The organism is Agarivorans albus, from assembly GCF_019670105.1.
Taxonomy (GTDB): domain Bacteria; phylum Pseudomonadota; class Gammaproteobacteria; order Enterobacterales; family Celerinatantimonadaceae; genus Agarivorans; species Agarivorans albus.
Map to the genome: position 1 here is coordinate 2,767,244 of NZ_AP023032.1, position 19,766 is coordinate 2,787,009.

Below are 19,766 nucleotides of genomic sequence, written 5' to 3' on the forward strand. Positions count from 1 at the left end.
TTAAGTGAGCGAGAGCAAAAGTGCAGCGTTGTTGAAGCAGACGTAAGCGCTAACAGCAATTTGCTCACAGGGGAGGAATAATGAAAATACTCTTTAATTTGTATGCATTAACATTGGCATTAATTGCTATTTTTTGTGCAGTGTTAATGACCGAGCCAGGCCAAACCATAGGTGTACCCCGAGATTGGGTTTTACACTATTTCCGCTATATGCCTTACTTTTGGGCTGCGCAAGCCATTGCACTAGGCATTTTATGGTGGGCAAACAGCAAGGGAAAATATTGGAAGCCGATGTGGATGGCGTTGTCTACTGCAGGAGTCGCTGTTACTTTTTGGGCGCAATCTTATGCCATGCCAACGGCGTTTCCAACAGAGCAGTTTTCCGCGCAATACTACTCGGTAGAGCAAGCTGACAAACTGATTCCTGAAGAAGATTCACGGGTATACGTTGTTGAGCTGGGTGAGCAAAGCTATATCTTCCCACGCTATCACTTACAAGTACCGCACGTGGCTGGCTTTGAGCAAGATGGCACCGAGTATGCTGTTACCTACTGCGGTTTATCAAACTTGCCAATGGTGGTGGAAACTGATTATGGCTTGGGTGAGTCAAACCTACAGGTATTAGGCCAAGTACATAACAACCTTGTATTTAAAGACATCAATAATGGTACTGCTATTCAGCAAATCACTATGCAGTCTGAGTTTACCGAACACCAAACATCTGTGCTTCCTAATACCCAAATGGAGTGGGAAACTGCCAAAGCCTTGTACCCAGATGCTCAAGTATACATTTATGGAATGGAACGCTTAATTGACGAAGTATTGTTGGGTTTATTCGAACAACCACTTAAGAACCAACGTAACATTGAAAACCCAGATTTCATCTTTGATACCTTGAATTTGGACGATACTCGCTTAAATCCAAAACTAGAAATATTTGGTTATGACAATGGCAGTGAGCAAATTGCCATCGACCCAGGCTTTGCTAGAAATAACAATGGCTTTACCTTTGAGTTTGGCGGAGAAACCTTACAAATAGAAACCGATGGCGAAATTGTAAAGCTGCTAAATAGTGAAGGTAAACAAGTGGCAACTCATAACGGTGTTCACTACGGTATTTGGACGCAGTTCTTCCCCAACACCCTAGTACTTAGCTAAAAGCTTATCGCTGATAAACAACTAAAGGCCGCAATAGCGGCCTTTTTCGCATTAAGCATTTTGCTTTTTGTGTTTTGGCACGAATGGCTAGTAAAGTGTCGTTATCGGAAAAGATTTTGTCCTTTTCTGCTAATAAACTGGCTACATAAAATAACTACAGCAGCTAGGAACACAACATGACTTTGCAAACAAATAACATCGCCTTAATCACTGGTGCTTCAGGTGGCATAGGCAAACAATTTGCTTACTTACATGCCGCAAAAGGCGGCGATTTAGTTCTTGTGGCAAGAAGTAAACAAAGCCTAGAAACACTAAAAGTGGAGCTGGAGAATCAATATAAAGTATCAGTGACAGTTATAGCCCAAGATCTAGCCAAGCCCGATGCAGCAAAAACATTGTTCGAGCAAACCGAAAGTTTAGGTATTCAGGTCGATGTGCTAATCAATAACGCAGGTTTTGGTGGTCATGGTAAGTTTCACGAGCGCGACCTCGCCGCCGAACAAGCAATGATGCAACTAAACATGGTGACCTTAACCGAGCTTAGCCATTTTTACTTACAAGGCATGGTAGCCAGAAACAAAGGTAAAATTCTTAACGTTTCTTCAACAGCATCAATGTTACCGGGGCCTTTACAAGCGGTGTATTACGCCAGTAAAGCGTATGTCACCTCATTTTCTCAAGCACTTGCAGAAGAAGTTTCAGATACAAACGTTACCGTTACCGTGCTGTGCCCAGGAACAGTAAACACTGGTTTTGTCGAAGCCGGCAACCTACAAGGCGTAGATGCTTGGAAAAATGCAGCGAGTGCTGAATCAGTAGCAAAATGTGGCTATCAAGCCATGGAAAAGGGTCAACTATTAGTAATTAACGAGGCTAGCTTACATTTTATGCTCAACTGGATTATTCCATTATTGCCACGTAAATTAGTATTAAAGCTATCTCGCCAAGCAATGGAAAAGACCGCTTAAAATAAATGCTTAGGCTTAGTAAATTTAGCTAAGCCTTCCATTATGGAGAAACAATGAAACCTGCTTCAAAATTTCCGCTTCACCAAGGTTGGCAAGTAATGCTCACCGACTTTGGTATTTCCCCCAGTGAACTACTTCGAATTGCTAAACTGCCTGCAGATTTATTCTCTCGAGAAGGCGCAATGCTTACCAGTAGCGAATACTTTCGGTTTTGGAATAGTTTGGACCAACTAGTTGGCGACAGGGACATAGCGCTATGTTTTGCTGATAGTTTTTGTGTTGAAGCCTTTGACCCGCCTATCTTTGCCAGCTTATGCAGCCCGAACTTTAAAGTAGCCTTAATGCGCCTGCAGCAGTTTAAACCGCTAATCGCGCCGCTAAAGCTTGAAATAGAAACCGACCAAGAGCTTACTCGCTTAAGCTTACAACCCTTAGATAAACAACAAAGTCTGTGCCGAAGTTTAGTATTAATGGAAGCGGTGTTTTTCACTCAACTACTCCGCACCGCAACAAGAAAACATATTCAGCCTCTAAGCGTTACTTGCCCTAAGGGCATTACCGCCGGCCAACAATACCAAGCATATTTTGGTGTTGCTGTGAGCTCTGGCGATACGCTCAGTTTAGCTTTTCGCACCAGTGATACAGAGCAAGCATTTCTCACTGAAAACAATGGTATGTGGAATATCTTTGAGCCTGAACTAAAAAAACGCTTATCTCAGATAGAAAGCAATGTAGCTACCGAACAAAGGGTTAAAAGTGCCCTGCTAGAGCTCATTCCCAGTGGTCAGGTATCAATAGAAAACGTTGCCAGCGAGTTAGCAATGAGTAAACGTACCCTACAACGAAAACTCAGTGCCGAGCAGGTTAATTACCAAGGGGTGTTAAATCAAACAAGGCAAGAGTTAGCCGAGTTTTACTTAAGTCGAACGGTTATTTCAAGTTACGAAGTATCCTTCTTACTCGGGTTTCATGAAGCAACGTCTTTTTATCGCGCCTTTGCCGCATGGACAGGCAGAACCCCCGAGCAATACCGCGAACAACACAGTCGGCGGCATTAGTCGTCATCATTGGCTTATATAGCCGCAGGTTTATTCACATGCAGCGCTTCCACAATATAGCGCTGCTCTGCTCCGCCACTCAGTTGGTTGAAGGGATAACAGGTGATTAAGGTTAAGCGGTTATCGTCACTGGGCGCCATAAACTGGGTATCACTTTGATGAGCAATTTGTGTATTCACCACTTGGTAAAGCAGTATTTCACCATTCTTGGCTTCTACTTGTAATAAATCACCTTTGTTTACCGCGGCTAAATTAGCAAAATGGGTATCGCGGTGCCCAGCTATAACAGTATTACCTACTTCCCCAATAGGAGCTCCGCTTAATACTAAACCAGGACCAAAAGCCAAAGTTCTGCCCGATGCACCAGCTAATACATAAACCGATTCAACCTGATGCTTAAAACCAATGCTTTCTTGTTTGGTTACAAAGCTAAGTTTTGCAACTGGGTAAGTATCGGCCCAGTGCCATGGTTTATGTACTTGCTGGTCATCTAAGGTTTGCTGCCAAGCTTGAGCAATTAAAAACTGCGCCAAATATGCCTTAGCTTGAATATAAGCGCCGTGGCCTAGTACCAAAATCCCCAACAAAAATAAACTACATGGCACGGGGTGTTTAGCTAAAAAACTAATGCTCATAATGTTCCCTAAAAGCAGTGAATTGTGAAAAGTAGAGGTTTGAGTAGCCACCAGCTTGGTTAGCTGGCGGCTCTCTAGCGGCGTTTATGTTTTGAACTTAGCTAGCACTGTTAACGGCTTTTCTCTAAGCGTTAACATGGCAGCAATTAGCAGAACTAAACCGAACAAAATGTGTAAACGGCTTGCTGTTGAGGTTTGAGGCAAAGCGGCTGGAGGCTGCCAACCATGCGGCATTCCGCCATCTATTTGTTTATTTACAATAGGCAGGCTTGCCGGCCTAGCAGGCGTTACATCTACTGCAACCAAACTGGTTTGCGAGCTCACTAGGTGATACTTAAGTGCCAAGGCCAATACTTGCTGTTCTACACGCTGTTGATTTATGTGGCTTTTACTTAGCTCCAAGGCTGCAATATATTGGCGAGCCCACAGCAAATCTAAGCCAGCTGCCGGCTGCTTGGTTTGTAGGTTAAGGCTGCGTTGCCAAAATTGCCCATCAATATTGCCACTCACCACCAGTTGCGGATGCGCGCCGCTAGGCAGTTTTATGTTCAGCACTAGCGGTTGCCCTAAATAGAGATCTGGAATGTTAGCCGGCCAGTATTCAGGGACCGTACCATCACTAAATGCCAACTTAACATCACTCACCACAGGGTGAGCAATTTGATTAAACAGACGTGTAACTTGATGCTTTACTTCACTTTGCTTACCAATGTAAGTAAAGGTGCCCTTCCCCAACTCGGCAGCCCGCTGCATAAAATGAGAGTTAGGTGCAGAGCCAATGCCTATGGTAAATAAACGATTATCTGCCAGGCGATTATCGATTAGCTCAAACAATGACTGTTCATTGCTCACTGCTCCATCAGTAATAAAAATCACTTGGCGTAAGGCGTTTGAGGCTGCTTGTTTGGGATCACTGAGCGCAGCGTTAAGTGCACCAAACATTTCGGTTCCGCCATTAGCGCTTAAGCCATTAATAAAGCGACGCGCTTTGGCTTTATTGCTAGCATTGGCGCTAACTGCATTGGGCTTAAAACGACGATAGTTTGAATTAAACTCAATAATATTAAAGTAATCCCCTGCTGCTAATCCAGACAGGGCTTCATGCAAGGCCTCACGCGCTTGAATCATCGACTCTCCCGACATTGAGCCCGAGGTATCAATCACTAAAATCAATTCTCTGGGAATATCGATAATATCGGCAGGCTTGCCTTGTGGTGGCATCAGCATTAACAAGGCGTAGTCGTCTTTGGCAGGCAATTGAGTGCTTGAGTGAGTTAAACCGGTTTGACTATACAAGGCCGCCTCTGGTCGACTGCCCACTATGGGTCGCCACTTTAAAACAAAGTCACGATTGGCTTTGCTATCGAGCAAGCTTATGTCGATGGTACCGTCACTACGAATGCTCTTATCTATTGGGTGATAAAGGCTATCTAAGGTTTCGAGCTCAAAGCCACTATTTAGCGCTATATGCAAATCTGCCTTGAGTGAGGGTTGGCTTCCAGCCTGCGCATATTGGCGAGCGCTATGGCGCAATAGCTGATAAGCCTGGTTAAACTCACTACTGTTGTTTTCTTGTTGATAAGGCTCCTGAAGCAAACTGGCTAAAGACAAGGGCATTTCGCTTTCATCGGCCAGCGTTCTTCGGGTTTGGTCTTTGAAAATTTGTGGGCTGTAACGTGGATTCACCACCATAGGAAAACGCAAGCTAAATTCGCCATCTTCATAGCTGAGTTGCTGCTGATACGATATCTTCACCACCAAGCTTTGGTTTGGCCCTAAATTAGCTACTGCAGTGGTAAAAATATTTGGCCGCAGCTGCTCAAGCAAACTAGCGCGTTTGCCCTGCTTTTTGGCTGTTTCGAAAGTGCGTTTGGCTTGTTTCTTTTCTTGAATCTGCCCTTCAATAACGCGCTCTCCTACCACCAGCTGCATCTGATCGACCGCGGCATTATTGGGTAAAGGAAACATATAAGTGCCGTTTACCCACTGCTCACTGTCATTGACAAAAGTTTGGCTCAAAGTAACTCTATTGGTCATGCCAGAGACTTGCATGTTTACCTCTGTAGATAAAGGCAAACTGTACTGGCGCTGCCCGTTGCTATCGAAATACACCAAGCTGGCTTGCTCAGATTGTTCAACAACATCTCGCTCGGTGTGCAGTGCCGCTTGGCTGGGCGACACGAAGGCCGCCCATAATATGATGAATGCGCCGCCAAAAGAGACGCTATAGCAAAAGCGGGTACTGATTTTCAGTAGATCTATTTTCATAACGCTATCTCCTTTAGCTGCCATTACTACTGTGCGGCCAACATGCCTCGGTCAGACATCAGCTTTAAGGTGACTCGGCGGTCAAAGAAGTTGTTTTCTAAATTAGCTTCGGCTTTTAAGGGAGCCGTGTCGCCAAAGGCTTGCGAATGTAGGCGCGACTCAGCAATACCGTTATTAATTAAGTAGCGACGAACTTCAGCTAAGCGTTGTTCCGATAAGGCTTGGTTATAACTAGAATCACCTTGGCGATCGGCATAGCCGGTAAGGTCGAGCTTTAAATCAGGCGCTAAACTCATGGCGTATACCACATCGTCAAGCTGTTGTTTAAAGTGAGGCTCAATCACCGACGAACCAGTTTTAAACTGCACATTCAAACCAATTGCTAACTCTTCAAGTTTTTGCTGTTGCGCCATTTTTAGCTGAGAGAGCTGAGCATTCACGCGGGCATGTTGCTGAGTAAGTGACTCTAACTGCTCACTGCGTTTTGCCAGTACTTCAATTTCTTGTTGCTGCTCGCCCAGTTGTTGTTGTTGGGCGGCTAACTCTTCTTCATCGGCGACCGATTTGCCTATCCAAACACCAGTAAAACCGCCAATAAATGCCCCAATTGGGCCACCAACTAGAGCGCCGACAGCTGCGCCAGAGCCAAAACCAATCATTTCGGTTTTGCCATTTCGCTCGCTTGCTTGAATCTGGTTGTTGGCCATTGTTTGAGTAGATAGGCTTAAGGTGCTGATTACGGTTAATGCAATTAGGTGCTTTTTCATGAGTATGTCCTTCTCAGTGTGTTTAACTTAATAGGCTTGCTTGTGCTTGCCCTTTCGATGAATCAATTAAACACCGCTGAAATGGCATTATCAGGCGGTAAAAATGGCAGTTCGCTTATCAATTGTGGCAACAAAATGGCAATTGCCCCGAAGCCCCCAAAGGCGCTTAAAAATAATGTATAGTCTATGCAAGTCAGCAGCTTAGAACTTAAGTATCAATATGAAACGAATTGCCATCGTAGAAGATGAAGCGGCGATCCGCGAAAACTACAAAGACGTATTGCAACAACAAGGCTACAGTGTGCAAGCCTATGCCAACCGGCCTACGGCACTAGCCGCTTTTAACACCCGCTTGCCCGATTTGGCGATTATTGATATTGGTTTAGAAGATGAAATAGACGGTGGTTTTTCCTTATGCCAATCACTGCGTGCTATGTCTAGCACCTTGCCAATTATTTTCTTAACCGCTCGAGATAGTGACTTTGATACCGTATGTGGCTTACGTCTAGGTGCCGACGATTACCTCACCAAAGATATTAGCTTCCCCCACTTAGTTGCCCGCATAGCAGCGTTATTTCGCCGCTCTGAGTTAGTCGGCGCAGCCCCAGAAGAGAACAACTTATTAGAACGAGGGCCCTTAGCCATTGATGGCAATCGCATGCAAGTAACCTGGGATCAGCGAACCATCGAGCTCACTGTGACCGAATTTTGGATGGTGCATGCTTTAGCCAAGCGTCCAGGACATGTGCGCAGCCGGCAAGAGCTAATGACCGAAGCAAAAATCTTTGTAGATGACAGCACTATTACCTCGCATGTAAAACGGATCCGTAAAAAGTTTTTAGCCGCAGACCCAAATTTTGAGTGTATCGATACGGTGTACGGCATGGGTTACCGCTGGGATAGCCTCGCCTAATGCTACCTGTATTACCTATTGGCCTACGGGCCAAAGTCACCATCTTGTCACTGTTTTTGTTGTGCCTGCCTTGGTTGGGCTATCAATATGTCTGGGAGATGGAAAAATACCTACGTTTAGGTCAGGAAAAAACTTTAGAAGGCACCACCCAAGCACTTGCTACCGCACTGCATGAGCGGCCAAAACTGTTTAACAGCCAAGCCAGCTTTTTAAGCCAAGTGCAAAAAGGCCGTGATTTATATGCTTATCCTTTGTCTGGCCCAATTCAGCTCGATGGCAAGCTCAACGATTGGCAGGAATATCAGCATCGCATGCTACGCTATGGTGAAGAACATGTTATTTATCAAGCAGATCCCAATACAGCTTTAACTAGCGAATTTACTCACATGGTGGGAAAATTTGGCCGTTACCTATACGCCTATTTTGAAGTGACCGATAGCGATGTGGTTTACCGAGGTAAAAACACCTTACGAGTAGATAATAACGACCATTTAGCGATTGCAACTTTAGCTCCCGACGGTCAGTTCCGCCGCTATATTGTTGCCACTACCGAAGATGGTTGGATCAACGCTTTTGAGCTACCGCTCGACCCCAGCCAAACTACTCCCGTAACACCTGAGGTTAAGATTCAGGGGCAATGGCTAAAAACGGATAAAGGCTACAATATTGAGCTACGGATCCCTCTTAGCATGGTGGGCAGCAAGTTAGGCTTTTCTATCTATGATGTAAACCGCACGCCCAAGCGAGAATTGGTTTCAATTGTTGGTACCTCGGCCATTGACACAGTGGATAAACTTGGCACAGTACTGGTCCCTTCTCCGGAAATAGAAAGCATTATTAAAGGCATGAGCCACAACAGCTCACGCATTTGGGTAGTTGATAAACATGGCCGCGTATTAGCTAAATCTGGCGACATTCGAAGCACCCAAAGCATTTGGGCTCGCAGCTTAAGCCCAATAAACAAAGAAAGCTGGTGGAACAAGTTCACCAGCGAATACCTTCACCCTCTTTACTACAAGGTATTAACCAAACCGCCTCAGGATTTTGTCGACTCATTACAAGACTCCACCCAATTAGATGGCAGCCACATTAAGCAAGCATTAAGCGGAAAACCGGGCTCTACTTGGCGTTTAACCCCCGATGGGAGAGCTGTGGTATTGGCCGCTGCCAGCCCAATTTGGATAGACGATCAAGTGATGGGAGTAGTAATAGCAGAGGAAACCACCAACGGCATTCGTACCTTACGTAATCGTGCTTTAGAGCGCTTATTTAACATTATTCTGCTAGTGATGGGAGTGGGCACACTATCGCTATTTTTGTTTGCTTCCAGCATTTCTAGCCGCATTCGCAAACTACGTGACCAAGCAGAAAAAGCCATTGATAGCCAAGGAAGGGTTAAAGCCTCGTTACAAGGCTCTAAAGACCGTGACGAAATTGGTGACCTTTCTCGTAGCTTCGCCAATATTGTTGGTCGTTTAGCGCAATATACCCATTATTTAGAAAATATGTCTTCGCGCCTATCTCACGAACTACGAACACCAGTTGCAGTAGTGCGTTCCTCGCTAGAGCACTTAAGTCTAAAAACGCATGATCAGGATACGCAAAAATACCTAGACCGAGCCCAAGAAGGGGTAAATCGCCTAAACATGATCCTCAACAACATGAGCGAAGCCACCCGTTTAGAGCAAAGTCTATCTCAAGCAGAAACCAGTGAATTTCCACTAAACAAGGTAGTCTCTGGTTGCATGCAAGGCTACCAGTACACTTACCCTGAACAGGCCTTCGACTGCGATATTAGCCCAAATACCATGCTGATAACCGGTGTGCCGGAATACATTGCTCAGTTAATGGATAAATTAGTGGCCAATGCGATGGAATTTAGTCTTCCAGATAAGGCCATTAAAGTCAGTTTCCAGCAAGACAACAAAGATGCCGTGTTGCTAATAAGCAACCATGGGCCCACCCTTCCTGACAACATGGTGGAGCAGATTTTTGAATCAATGGTATCGATTCGCAGCCAACAAGCTCAGCAAAAACCGCATTTAGGTTTGGGCTTGTATATTGCTAGGCTAATAACAGAATTTCATGGCGGCACCATTAGTGCTCGCAATTTTACCGACAACAGCGGCGTGGAGTTTTGTGTGCGATTGCCTATTGAGTAATTACTTAAAGTTCTACTTAGCGCACATTTAGCAGAAATCTAGCAAGCTTAGTAACTCACTTTCTATACTTAAACGAATTGTTATTCGAAGAGTAGATCTATGCGGCGCTTGTTTACCCTTTTCTGCTTATATTGCTTTAGTTTATCTAGCTATGCCGCGCTAGATAAACTGAGCTATTTAACAGAAGATGCCTACCCTATTAACTATCTTGACCAGCAAGGACAAGCTCAGGGCTTTGCGGTTGAACTATTAAAACTGATGTGGCAACAGATGGGGCATCCCGAGCAAGCAATTAAAGTGATGCCTTGGGAGCGCGCTTATTATTTATTAGAGCAGAAGCCAAACACAGTATTGTTTGCAACGGTTCTCACTGCCAAACGTAAACAATATTTTAAGTGGGTTTGCCCAATTGATACCGTTAGTGTTGTGCTGCTAGGCAAAGCAGATAGCACACCAAATATTCAGTCACTTGAGCAACTCAATGAGTTGAAGGTTGGCGTTCTAAGAGCCGATGTTGGCGAGCAGCTGTTGCTGAACAATGAAGTAGACGATGGCAGTTTAATGCTCACCGACAGCTACCACCACCTAATAAAGCTGCTAGTAGCCAATCGAGTTGACTTCATTGCCGGAACCGAGCAAACCATTAGACACGCCGCCAAACAAAATAGCTATTCGCTAAGCAACTACGAAGTAAAATGGGTGCTTAACCAAGAACAGCTTTGTTACGCCTTTAATCAAGCCGTAGACGATACGGTGATTGAGCAATTTAAGCAGGCTTTAAAGCAAGTAAAAGAAACCGATGCTTATCAAGAATTACTCGCCAACTATCAACAACAAAAGCTAAAGCCCTGAGAGTCTCATAACTACAAAAGTATCTCGCAGAGCTTTGCCATGATCGTGCTGTGCAGCTTAAGGAAATTAGCACAATTTAAATCTAAGTAACTGGCTCACAAACCACTAAATTTCTAGGCGGTAATTACAGTAATCATTGTGATTAGTAGGCCTGTTGTTTAGGCCGCTAAGCAAAGCTGTAATTAAGTTCACGCTTTATTAATAAGCACTTACGCAAATAACGATATATCATAAACATTGTGCGATTATTTAAATCGGTGAGCAAGTATCAAACTATGGCTTAGGCTTAATAGACGTTCACGTTGATACTGTATCTAGGGATAGCTAATACAATGCTAAGGCAGGGAGCCAATTTGCAATACTCGAGTATCCTAAAATATCTGCTAAAAAGTTTATTGCCTTTATTTGCACTATTTGCGGCCTTAAGTTTTGCCGCTCAAGCTAGCAATAATGTATTAGTTATCCACTCTTACCATGCAGAGCATTTTTGGACGGGGTATCTCAAAAAGGGCTTAGACAGCTCGTTCAAAGAAGATCAAGATACTAGATTATTCCACGAATACTTAGATGCTAAACGCTATCCACAAGGTGAGTTCAATCTAAGCTTTTTGAAGTATCTCAAGACCAAATATGCCAGTACTGAACTAGATGTTATTGTTATTTCCGATGACCCCGCTTTCAACTTAATCCGCCATCATCGAAACGATTTTTTTACTAGCACGCCCATCGTTTATTTAGGCATTAATCGAGTAACAGAAGACGTTCTCGATGCTCCAAATATGACCGGAGTATTTGAAAACCGCGATATTGCCAGCACCATAACCAGCATCAAAAGCCAAAGCGGAGTTGATGAGCTGGTGCTAATTGTTGACAAAAGTGCCACAGGCTTAGCCAACTTAGCCAAAGCGCGCACGGTGTTTGGTAAACCTGGTGCACCAAGTAATATTCATGTCATTGAAGAATTATCCTTAGATGATATCAGCGAAGTATTCAGCCGATTCTCCAGCAATGTGCCGGTGTTGTTACTAGGGCAACTCACCAACCCAAATCAAAACAATGCGCTACTAAGTTGGAACCAAGGCACCGAGCAGTTGGTTACTTGGACCAACAACCCGATTTACACCATAGCCATAACCACACTCAAGTATGGCGCAGTGGGGGCTGATGAGCTTGATGGCCGACAACATGCGATGCGAGCGGCCGAGCTAGTAAAACGCATTCTAAGTAACGAACCGCTAGAAAGCATAGAACCCATCACTTTAGCGCGTAGCCAGTGGGTATTTAACTGGGAACAACTAAACGAACACAATTTTAAACTCAGTTCCCTTCCCGAAGACGCTTTAATCATCAACAAAGAAGAAACCTTTTACGAGAAATACAAGTTGATGGTTCGCCTAGTAGTGTCGGCATTTATTGTGAGCATTCTCATCATCATCTTACTCGCCGAGGTTATTCGTCGCGGCAGTATCACTCGCCATATCCTGGCGGAGAATGAAACCCGCTACAGAGATTTAGCCAATGCTGGTGCGAATGTATTCTGGGAAACAGATACCGAGCAGCGCCTTAGTTATATATCTGGCGAAACCCAAGCTCTGTATGGACAAGAGCCCAATCAACTTATTGGTAAAACCTTGGCAGAGCTGTGCAAACATGATCCTAATATAAGCTTCCCGTGGCTTGAATATGAAGCCGCCCTCGCCTACCAGCAGCCCATCAACAACTTAACTTTTAAGCTAAAGCTAACCAGTAAAGACATAAAAATATTCCTGCTTAATGGTAAGCCGGTATTTGATAAACACGGCTTATATATTGGTTATCGTGGCATTAGCAAAGAAATTACTGAAGAACACCTGTTGAGTAAAAAGCTTGCTTATCAGGCCGCTTACGATGAATTAACAGGTTTAATCAACCGTTCTAGTTTTAATGAAAAGCTTAAAACTTATGTGCAACAATCTCAGCAGCAAGCTGTTAGTGGCTTTTTATGCTTTTTAGATTTAGACCGATTTAAGTTGGTTAACGATACTGCAGGCCATCTTATCGGTGACGCAATGTTGGCAGAAGTTGCCACCGTAATTAAACGCTGCACCACTCACCAAGATATTGTTGGCCGCTTTGGTGGTGACGAGTTTGGCCTAATATTGCCAAATATAAGCTTAAGCGATGCCCAGCAATTGTGTGAAACAGTTATTGCACAGGTTGATAGCTACCGCTTTCACTGGAATCAACGGCTATTTAACGTAGGTGTGAGCATTGGCATGGTGCCGATTACTGGCGCATTAAACGACACCGAGTTACTTAGTAAAGCCGACCTATCTTGCTACAAAGCCAAAGAAGCTGGCCGTGGGCGGGTTTATGTAGCCAATCTAAACGATGATGAGTTGTTTAATGAAGAACAACAAATGGGCTACATCGCCAATGTTGCCCAAGCGATAGAGCAAAACCAATTCTACTTAGCCAAGCAAGTTATTGCGCCAATAGGCCAACAAGATAGCCACAAACATTATGAGATTTTAATCCGCTACCGCGATGAACAAGGTAAAACCATTCCTCCTAATTTGTTTATCCCTGCTGCAGAAAAACACAGCGTGATAACCATTATTGACCAGTGGGTTTTAAAAACGGTATTCGAGCGCTATCAGCAGTACTTTCCCGAAGGTGATACCGTGGTATCGATAAACCTGTCGGGTCTTAGCCTAAGTAATGACGAATTTGTAAATCAGGTTAAAGAGCTCTTACTAAGCTCACAAGTTAACCCTAGAAACATCTGCTTTGAGATAACCGAAACCGCAGCAATATCACAGCTCTCACGGGCACTTGAGTTCATTCGAGAAATGAAAGCAATTGGGGTTCGCTTTGCCTTAGACGATTTTGGCAGTGGTGCTTCGTCGTTTGGTTATTTGAAGAATCTACCAGTTGATTACCTAAAAATCGACGGTAGTTTGGTGGTCAACATTGTCAAACAACCTACCGATCGCGCCATAGTTGAGTCGATTAACGCCATTGCACATTTAATGAATATGAAAACCGTAGCTGAGTTTGTAGAAGATGCGGAGATTCACGCAGTGTTAGAAGAAATAGGCGTAGATTTTGTTCAAGGTTATGGCATTGGGAAACCTCAGCCTTGTGAGTAACAGGCAGATTTTAAAGGCGAACAATGCTCGCCTTTGACTAGGGGCTGTTTATCTTTCGAGATAATTTTTGCAGCAATTTGTGGCTTATTTCTACAAGGCAGAAGCTTTGATGTGTAGTGGGCCTATATGAGAAGCTGATAACACAGTAGAAATAAAAACCACAAATGCTGCCCGAAGGGTTCGGCTAAAATCGTTTTATGCTTTGTTAAGGCGAATTTACCTAGAATGCTAGGCTACACACGCCTTGCCGTGCCTAAAACGATTTTTTCGCGAACAAAATTTAACCGCGAAAGATAAACAGCCCCTAGTGTTTAATTAAATAAACCGTCGCCAAAACTTACGCTGAAATCTCGACACCACACACTAATTCCGGCTAGCTGATCTAACTGTTGGGCGTTGGCTAAGCTTAACCTTAAAGTATCGTTGTTATACATCGGGCCATTAATAATATCGCCGATAGCAAAACCACCTTGGGTATAATCGCTGCTTGGAGCACCATAAAATAGTACGTCTGGACCACCACCATCGTAATTGAATTCGGTGACTTCAATTGTACAATTGTCGATGATCTCTACCCGCCCGCTCACATTGTGAGAAAGTGTGCTTAACATGGCGACTTGGCCAACCTTAGGATGGTCACTGGCATTACAACTAAAGCTTTGCGGCCCATTAATGCTTTCAACATAACTTGCAATGTCTACTAACTCTTGGTCGCTGAGTCGTTGCTCACTCCAAAACGGCATATTGCCACCTGAGAGGTTGGTGAAATAACTGCTGGTAGTTGGCCCAGAGTTACGTACCTTATTAGCCACTTGTTGAGCACTTAAGACGCTGCCGACAAGCGTTCTTGCTAGTCCGGTCCCTGCGGCATTTTGTCCGTGGCAAGTAGCACAGGTTTGATTAAATAGATCATGCCCAGCGCTTATATCCGCTGCACTAAAATCACTAACGGCAGCGACCTGATTAAAGGCAATTTCTGTTGCATCACCACTATCGCTCAAGCCTGCTAAGTATTCTTCTAATGCCAACCAATCATTACTGTCGCTAACATAAGGGCTTGCATCCATCCAATCGACTCGACAATTGTTTACCGCATCAATCACTTCGCTAAACGTACCATTATAAAAGGCATTTCGGCGGGTAGCGTTTAACAGAGAATGCGCTGGCCGATGAAGTTGCTGCGCATCTAAGCCTTGCGCATTTTCACTGGTAGCATGACAAGTACTACAAGAAAATTGATTACCAGCGGGATCTGCTTGGCTAAATAGTTGCGCGCCGGTTAAGGGCTGTGAAGGCGTTCCACCATCACTTCCTCCTCCACCTCCACAGGCAGCAAGTAAACACGCTAATAACAGCGTGGTGGACCATTTTAAAGTTGCTTGAATTAGCATGTGCATTCCTTTGCTTTAATTATGCATTAACGCTAACAAAGCAAATTTCAAGCAACAAGCCGATTGGGCAAATGTTATCAAATTGTGATAATTAGCCACAAAAAAGTCGCCCTAGGGCGACTTATAAACAGCGATAAAATAAACCACTACAAGGCAGCGTTAAATCGCGCAAGGCCAGCGTCTAAATCGGCGATTAAATCGCTGGTGTCTTCAAGGCCAATATGAACACGAATCAAGGTACCTTCAGCCTTCCATTGAGTAGCAGTGCGTAGCTTCTCTACCCCATTCACTCCCATGATCAAGCTTTCGTAACCGCCCCAAGAATAGCCCATCTTAAAATGTTCCATTCCATCTAATAGCGCGGTTAATGCCGCTTGATTGCCGCCTTTCATGACAAAGGAAAACAAGCCACAAGAACCTTGAAAGTCACGTTCAAAAAACGCATTGCCAGGGCAGCTTGCCAAAGCGGGATGGCGAACATGGTCAACATCATCACGCTGTGCTAACCAATTAGCCACTTCTAAGGCATTTTTTTGATGCTGTGCCAAACGCACACCCAAGGTACGCATTCCGCGCATTGCTAAATAAATATCGTCTGGTGAAGTGCACTGACCCAGTAAATAAGAGTTTTCGCGCAGTTGATCCCAACAACGTTGATTAGCCACCGCGGTGCCTAACATTACGTCTGAATGCCCCACAATGTACTTAGTGGCCGCTTGAATAGAAATATCGATGTCGAAATCAAAAGAACTAAAGTTAACTGGCGATGCCCAAGTATTATCTAACATCACCACGATATCTTGGTTTGCCGCTCGCGCTGCAGCCACAATAGCTGGAGAGTCTTGCACTTCCATGGTTAAAGAGCCTGGAGACTCCAAGAAAATCACTTTGGTATTGGTTTGAATTAACTCGCTGATAGCACCGCCAATCATTGGATCATAATAGGTGGTTTCTATGCCATAGCGGCTAAGCAATTTGTCGCAAAGGTCGCGAGTTGGTTCGTAGGCAGCATCCACCATGAGCAGATGGTCACCATGCTTCAAAAAAGACAACAACGCGCCACTAATTGCAGCCGTACCACAAGGATACAACGCACAGCCTGCACCGCCTTCTATTTCCACCATAGCCTCTTGAAAGGCAAAATGGGTTTGGGTGCCCCTACGTCCATAAAACAAGGTTTTGTCATGACGTTTAGCCGTGGCTTGTTTCATCTCTTTAACGCTGTTAAATACAACGGTAGACCCACGAGATACCGGAGGGTTTACTAAGCCTTGAGTCCACTTTTTATCGCGACCAGCACTCACTATTTTGGTTGATTTTTTCATGGTAGTTAAATCCAGCTTGTTTTTTACAATACACTTAAGCATGCATTGCGCACTGACTGATTGAAGCGCTATAACAAAAAACCAGCCCGTAGGCTGGTTTTTGGCATTCTACGAATTAGACACGAGGTGCTTTGTTTAGCTCATCAACTACCATGTCGCCAAAGGCGTCGGTATCGATAAGTTTTGCATCTTCACCTTTGGCTAGATCTGGCGTACCGTAACCATTAGCAAACACCGACTTCATTGCGTGCCATAGGTTCTTCGCTTCTTGCTCCATGCCAAAGCTCATTTCTAGCATTAATGCTACAGAGCCAATCATTGAGTATGGGTTAGCGATGTTTTTGCCCGCGATATCTGGAGCACTGCCGTGAGAAGGTTCGTAGTAAGACTTCTCTGGACCAACACACGCTGAAGGCATAAGGCCTAATGAACCTAAAATACCACCGCCCTGGTCACTTAAAATATCACCAAACATGTTTTCCATAACCATTACGTCAAATTGGCCTGGGTTTAAACATAAGTAAGTAGCCGCCGCATCAACCAAAATGTGCTTAACTTCTACATCTGGGTAGTCTACTGCTACTTCTTCTAGGATCTCATTCCACAACACGCTTGATTTAAGTACGTTACTTTTGTGGATGTTATGCAGCACTTTTTTACGACGCTGAGCAGTTTCAAAACCTACTTTTAAAATATCGCGAATTTGATCTTCGTCGTACTCAAGTACTTCACGAACATAACGCTTACCGTTGTCGTCTTTGCCTACTTCTTTTTCACCAAAGTACAAACCACCCACTAGCTCGCGGATAATCATAAGGTCAATACCTTCACCGATAACTTCAGGCTTAAGTGGCGAGAAGTGAGCTAATTCTTGAGGTAGGTAAACTGGACGAAAGTTAGCATAGGTATTGTAACGACGACGTAAAGGCAGCAGCGCGCCGCGTTCTGGCTGCTCGTCTACTGGAATTTTTTTAGAATCTTCGTGGTTAAGGCCAATGGTGCCTTTTAAGATTGCGTCTGCTTCATCACAAATAGCGATGGTTTCAGCAGGAAAAGATTTACCCGTTTCGAAGTAGGCTACTGCACCAAATAGTGCTTCGTTTAACTCAAATGCTACTTCAGGGTTACGCGCTTCAACTGCTTTTAATACTTTGACCGCTTGTTTCATTACTTCTGGGCCGATGCCGTCGCCGGCCAATAAGGCGATCTTATAAGTGTTCATTGTGTTTGCGTCTCCGTTGCATTAGTTTAATTTTTTGCTTGCCGCATCATAGCAAAACCAGCGCACGGGTAAACCACCGATCGCGTTTTCAAGGGCTATTTCAGGGCTGTTTTTACTAAAAGCTTTAATTTTGCAAAGGGTTTGCTTAACACTCGAAACAAAGCAGTAAGCTGAAGACGAAATTACCAGTTTGCAGATATAGCTAGGTAGTCACCGAAAGCCTTAGTTTCGGTGACTAACGCTAACATACTAAAGTATGCTTAATTATCTAAGTCGGTTTTATTACGAATATTGTGTTCACGTAATTTATTGGCGATCGCGGTATGAGACAGGCCTAACTTTTTCGCTAATAGCCGCGAGCTAGGGTGCTGAGGATAATGATAACTTAACAGCAGGTGTTCGAACTCCCCCATAGCAGAGTGATAATCTTGCTGCAGCAAGCTCTCTATGCTGACATTATCTACCACTTTTTCATGATGATATTTAATGTCACTCACTTGCCATTTTTTCATACTGCCAATATCCAAGGAGTCTTGCAGCACTTGATAAAGCTGAGGAATATTACCCGGCCAACTTAAAGAACCTAAGTAGCGCTTTACTTCTCTGCTTAGAGGTGGCGGAACTTCTTGGTGTTTAGCGTACTGAAAATCTAACCAAGATTGCGCCAATGGCACAATGTCTTCTTTTCGCTGACGAAGTGGCGGAACATTAATGCTGTTTTTGATTAACGAGTAATAGCAGTCGCCTCCCCATAGCGCGGCCAGTTGCTCAGGCGTATAGCGGCTAGAGAACAGTAGGTGTTTAATCCCGAGTTGAGGCGCGCTTAAAGAGCTAACCGCATCTTCAACTTCGCTGCTCTTTAGCTTTTCAATATTGCTTAACAACACCGTATTGGGTTGTTCAGCAGCAATTTCTGCTAGTTGCTCAGACAAACTATATTCTTGGTTATGACAGCTTACCGCATGAAAGCGCTCATCACTGCCCATAGAAAGCTCGTTTAACAAGCGCGCTAAAAATCGCTTACCAACTCCTGCTTCCCCAAACAATAGCGTTGGCATTGGGTGTTCAACTAAACGTTTTAAGCTATTAAGAACATTGCTGGTCTCATCGCTAGTTGCAACTAAACGCCCTTCACTAATCCCAAGTTCAATTTGCGATAAATCGAAGCTAGCCTCTAACCAATGGGCAGACTTAAACAGCATAATCGCGCCAGGTAGATGCGAAAACAGTGCTGTTTCTGACAGCGGAATAATATCAGCCATGTAGACTCGGCCGCTCAGCTGAATTTCTACTAGCTCTCGCTTACCGGAACCACTACCAAACCAACGTTGGACACTAAATCCACGCAAAAATTTGCTTATATCGCTGTTGGTAAGAGGATGAGGTGTATCACCGCAGGATTGCTCAAAAGCTTGATTAAACTGGCGAATTTCTCCAGATTTATCAATCAGCACCACTGGGTAAGGTACGTTGTCTAATAAAATTTGAACTTCTTTGTGTTCAACTTCAGAAGGCAAGGCCGACACAATACGCGCATCAGAAACACCATTGAGGCAACGAAATTCACTAAGCAATTGCTGTGTTAGAGGAAGCTCTAATTCGGTAAGGTGAAGAAACAAGTGCCCAGTGTCGACACTCTGCATGGCTTGTAGCGCTAAACCATGTTTAACTAAAACGCCGAGAACCGCGCTAAAAACTTCGGTGTTTTGTTGGCAGTTTAACTCTATGCGCATGTTGTTGCCGCTTGCTCTTTTAGTGATGCAGACAGCAGCTGTAGGGCCTGTAAAAACTCACAGCAACACCACATACCGCCTTCTCCAACTATCCATACTAAACGCAAAAAGCACTCCTATTTCCCTATCGGACCAGTGAGTTAGACTGTCCAATTGTGTATATACTTCTTTAGTCTAACCAAAA

14 protein-coding genes are annotated in these 19,766 nt (G+C 44.2%); 7 read left to right on the forward strand and 7 right to left on the reverse strand.

What is annotated here, in order from left to right:
* Positions 1 to 80: 80 nt before the first annotated feature.
* The 3 genes from K5620_RS12430 (at position 81) to K5620_RS12440 (ending at position 3,183) form a co-directional block, all read left to right on the forward strand.
* Positions 81 to 1,157: a DUF3179 domain-containing (seleno)protein gene (locus tag K5620_RS12430; protein WP_215426440.1), complete on the forward strand. Its 1,077-nt coding sequence runs from the start codon at positions 81 to 83 to the stop codon at positions 1,155 to 1,157.
* A 176-nt stretch (positions 1,158 to 1,333) separates the two neighbouring features.
* Positions 1,334 to 2,125: an SDR family NAD(P)-dependent oxidoreductase gene (locus tag K5620_RS12435; RefSeq protein ID WP_016402595.1), complete on the forward strand. Its 792-nt coding sequence runs from the start codon at positions 1,334 to 1,336 to the stop codon at positions 2,123 to 2,125.
* 53 nt (positions 2,126 to 2,178) lie between these two features.
* A complete protein-coding gene (locus tag K5620_RS12440; RefSeq protein ID WP_016402596.1) occupies positions 2,179 to 3,183 on the forward strand; it encodes an AraC family transcriptional regulator in 1,005 nt (334 codons plus the stop codon).
* Positions 3,184 to 3,197: 14 nt separating this feature from the next.
* On the opposite strand, the gene K5620_RS12445 is transcribed toward K5620_RS12440, so the two are convergent.
* The 3 genes from K5620_RS12445 to pdsO form a co-directional block, all read right to left on the reverse strand.
* Positions 3,198 to 3,818 carry a class GN sortase gene (locus tag K5620_RS12445; RefSeq protein ID WP_016402597.1) on the reverse strand — a complete coding sequence of 207 codons (621 nt, stop codon included), beginning with the start codon at positions 3,816 to 3,818 and terminating at the stop codon, positions 3,198 to 3,200.
* Between the two features lie 84 nt (positions 3,819 to 3,902).
* A complete protein-coding gene (locus K5620_RS12450) occupies positions 3,903 to 6,086 on the reverse strand; it encodes a marine proteobacterial sortase target protein (RefSeq protein ID WP_016402598.1) in 2,184 nt (727 codons plus the stop codon).
* 26 nt (positions 6,087 to 6,112) lie between these two features.
* Positions 6,113 to 6,853: a sortase-associated OmpA-like protein PdsO gene (gene pdsO, locus K5620_RS12455; RefSeq protein ID WP_016402599.1), complete on the reverse strand. Its 741-nt coding sequence runs from the start codon at positions 6,851 to 6,853 to the stop codon at positions 6,113 to 6,115.
* A 220-nt stretch (positions 6,854 to 7,073) separates the two neighbouring features.
* On the opposite strand from pdsO, the gene pdsR reads away from it, so the two are divergent.
* The 4 genes from pdsR to K5620_RS12475 all read left to right on the forward strand — a co-directional run bounded on the left by pdsR (position 7,074) and on the right by K5620_RS12475 (position 13,911).
* On the forward strand, positions 7,074 to 7,766 hold the full coding sequence (pdsR, locus tag K5620_RS12460; RefSeq protein ID WP_016402601.1) for a proteobacterial dedicated sortase system response regulator: 693 nt from the start codon (positions 7,074 to 7,076) through the stop codon (positions 7,764 to 7,766).
* A complete protein-coding gene (gene pdsS / locus K5620_RS12465) occupies positions 7,766 to 9,928 on the forward strand; it encodes a proteobacterial dedicated sortase system histidine kinase (RefSeq protein WP_016402602.1) in 2,163 nt (720 codons plus the stop codon). The genes pdsR and pdsS overlap by 1 nt, the downstream gene beginning before the upstream one ends.
* 99 nt (positions 9,929 to 10,027) lie before the next feature.
* On the forward strand, positions 10,028 to 10,780 hold the full coding sequence (locus K5620_RS12470; RefSeq protein WP_016402603.1) for a substrate-binding periplasmic protein: 753 nt from the start codon (positions 10,028 to 10,030) through the stop codon (positions 10,778 to 10,780).
* Between the two features lie 353 nt (positions 10,781 to 11,133).
* Complete coding sequence (locus tag K5620_RS12475; protein WP_215426441.1) at positions 11,134 to 13,911, forward strand: EAL domain-containing protein; 2,778 nt, start codon at positions 11,134 to 11,136, stop codon at positions 13,909 to 13,911.
* 311 nt (positions 13,912 to 14,222) lie between these two features.
* Here the strand turns inward: K5620_RS12475 and K5620_RS12480 are convergent, their stop codons facing one another.
* The 4 genes from K5620_RS12480 to K5620_RS12495 form a co-directional block, all read right to left on the reverse strand.
* The gene (locus K5620_RS12480) at positions 14,223 to 15,302 is read right to left on the reverse strand and encodes a DM13 domain-containing protein (protein ID WP_016402605.1); all 1,080 of its coding nucleotides are present in this window, start codon (positions 15,300 to 15,302) and stop codon (positions 14,223 to 14,225) included.
* Positions 15,303 to 15,448: 146 nt separating this feature from the next.
* On the reverse strand, positions 15,449 to 16,627 hold the full coding sequence (locus K5620_RS12485; RefSeq protein WP_040307381.1) for a cystathionine beta-lyase: 1,179 nt from the start codon (positions 16,625 to 16,627) through the stop codon (positions 15,449 to 15,451).
* Positions 16,628 to 16,742: 115 nt separating this feature from the next.
* Positions 16,743 to 17,849 carry a 3-isopropylmalate dehydrogenase gene (leuB, locus tag K5620_RS12490; RefSeq protein ID WP_016402607.1) on the reverse strand — a complete coding sequence of 369 codons (1,107 nt, stop codon included), beginning with the start codon at positions 17,847 to 17,849 and terminating at the stop codon, positions 16,743 to 16,745.
* A gap of 260 nt (positions 17,850 to 18,109) precedes the next feature.
* The gene (locus K5620_RS12495; RefSeq protein ID WP_016402608.1) at positions 18,110 to 19,582 is read right to left on the reverse strand and encodes a TyrR/PhhR family helix-turn-helix DNA-binding protein; all 1,473 of its coding nucleotides are present in this window, start codon (positions 19,580 to 19,582) and stop codon (positions 18,110 to 18,112) included.
* Positions 19,583 to 19,766 lie beyond the last annotated feature (184 nt).

What these genes read in the sequence shown, in the direction of transcription:
- K5620_RS12480 (WP_016402605.1), bottom strand. Translation starts at nt 15,302, where the DNA reads ATGCTAATTCAAGCAACTTTAAAATGGTCCACCACGCTGTTATTAGCG.
- pdsS (WP_016402602.1), top strand. Translation starts at nt 7,766, where the DNA reads ATGCTACCTGTATTACCTATTGGCCTACGGGCCAAAGTCACCATCTTG.
- K5620_RS12495 (WP_016402608.1), bottom strand. Translation starts at nt 19,582, where the DNA reads ATGCGCATAGAGTTAAACTGCCAACAAAACACCGAAGTTTTTAGCGCG.
- K5620_RS12445 (WP_016402597.1), bottom strand. Translation starts at nt 3,818, where the DNA reads ATGAGCATTAGTTTTTTAGCTAAACACCCCGTGCCATGTAGTTTATTT.
- K5620_RS12450 (WP_016402598.1), bottom strand. Translation starts at nt 6,086, where the DNA reads ATGAAAATAGATCTACTGAAAATCAGTACCCGCTTTTGCTATAGCGTC.
- K5620_RS12440 (WP_016402596.1), top strand. Translation starts at nt 2,179, where the DNA reads ATGAAACCTGCTTCAAAATTTCCGCTTCACCAAGGTTGGCAAGTAATG.
- K5620_RS12470 (WP_016402603.1), top strand. Translation starts at nt 10,028, where the DNA reads ATGCGGCGCTTGTTTACCCTTTTCTGCTTATATTGCTTTAGTTTATCT.
- pdsO (WP_016402599.1), bottom strand. Translation starts at nt 6,853, where the DNA reads ATGAAAAAGCACCTAATTGCATTAACCGTAATCAGCACCTTAAGCCTA.
- pdsR (WP_016402601.1), top strand. Translation starts at nt 7,074, where the DNA reads ATGAAACGAATTGCCATCGTAGAAGATGAAGCGGCGATCCGCGAAAAC.
- K5620_RS12430 (WP_215426440.1), top strand. Translation starts at nt 81, where the DNA reads ATGAAAATACTCTTTAATTTGTATGCATTAACATTGGCATTAATTGCT.
- leuB (WP_016402607.1), bottom strand. Translation starts at nt 17,849, where the DNA reads ATGAACACTTATAAGATCGCCTTATTGGCCGGCGACGGCATCGGCCCA.
- K5620_RS12435 (WP_016402595.1), top strand. Translation starts at nt 1,334, where the DNA reads ATGACTTTGCAAACAAATAACATCGCCTTAATCACTGGTGCTTCAGGT.
- K5620_RS12485 (WP_040307381.1), bottom strand. Translation starts at nt 16,627, where the DNA reads ATGAAAAAATCAACCAAAATAGTGAGTGCTGGTCGCGATAAAAAGTGG.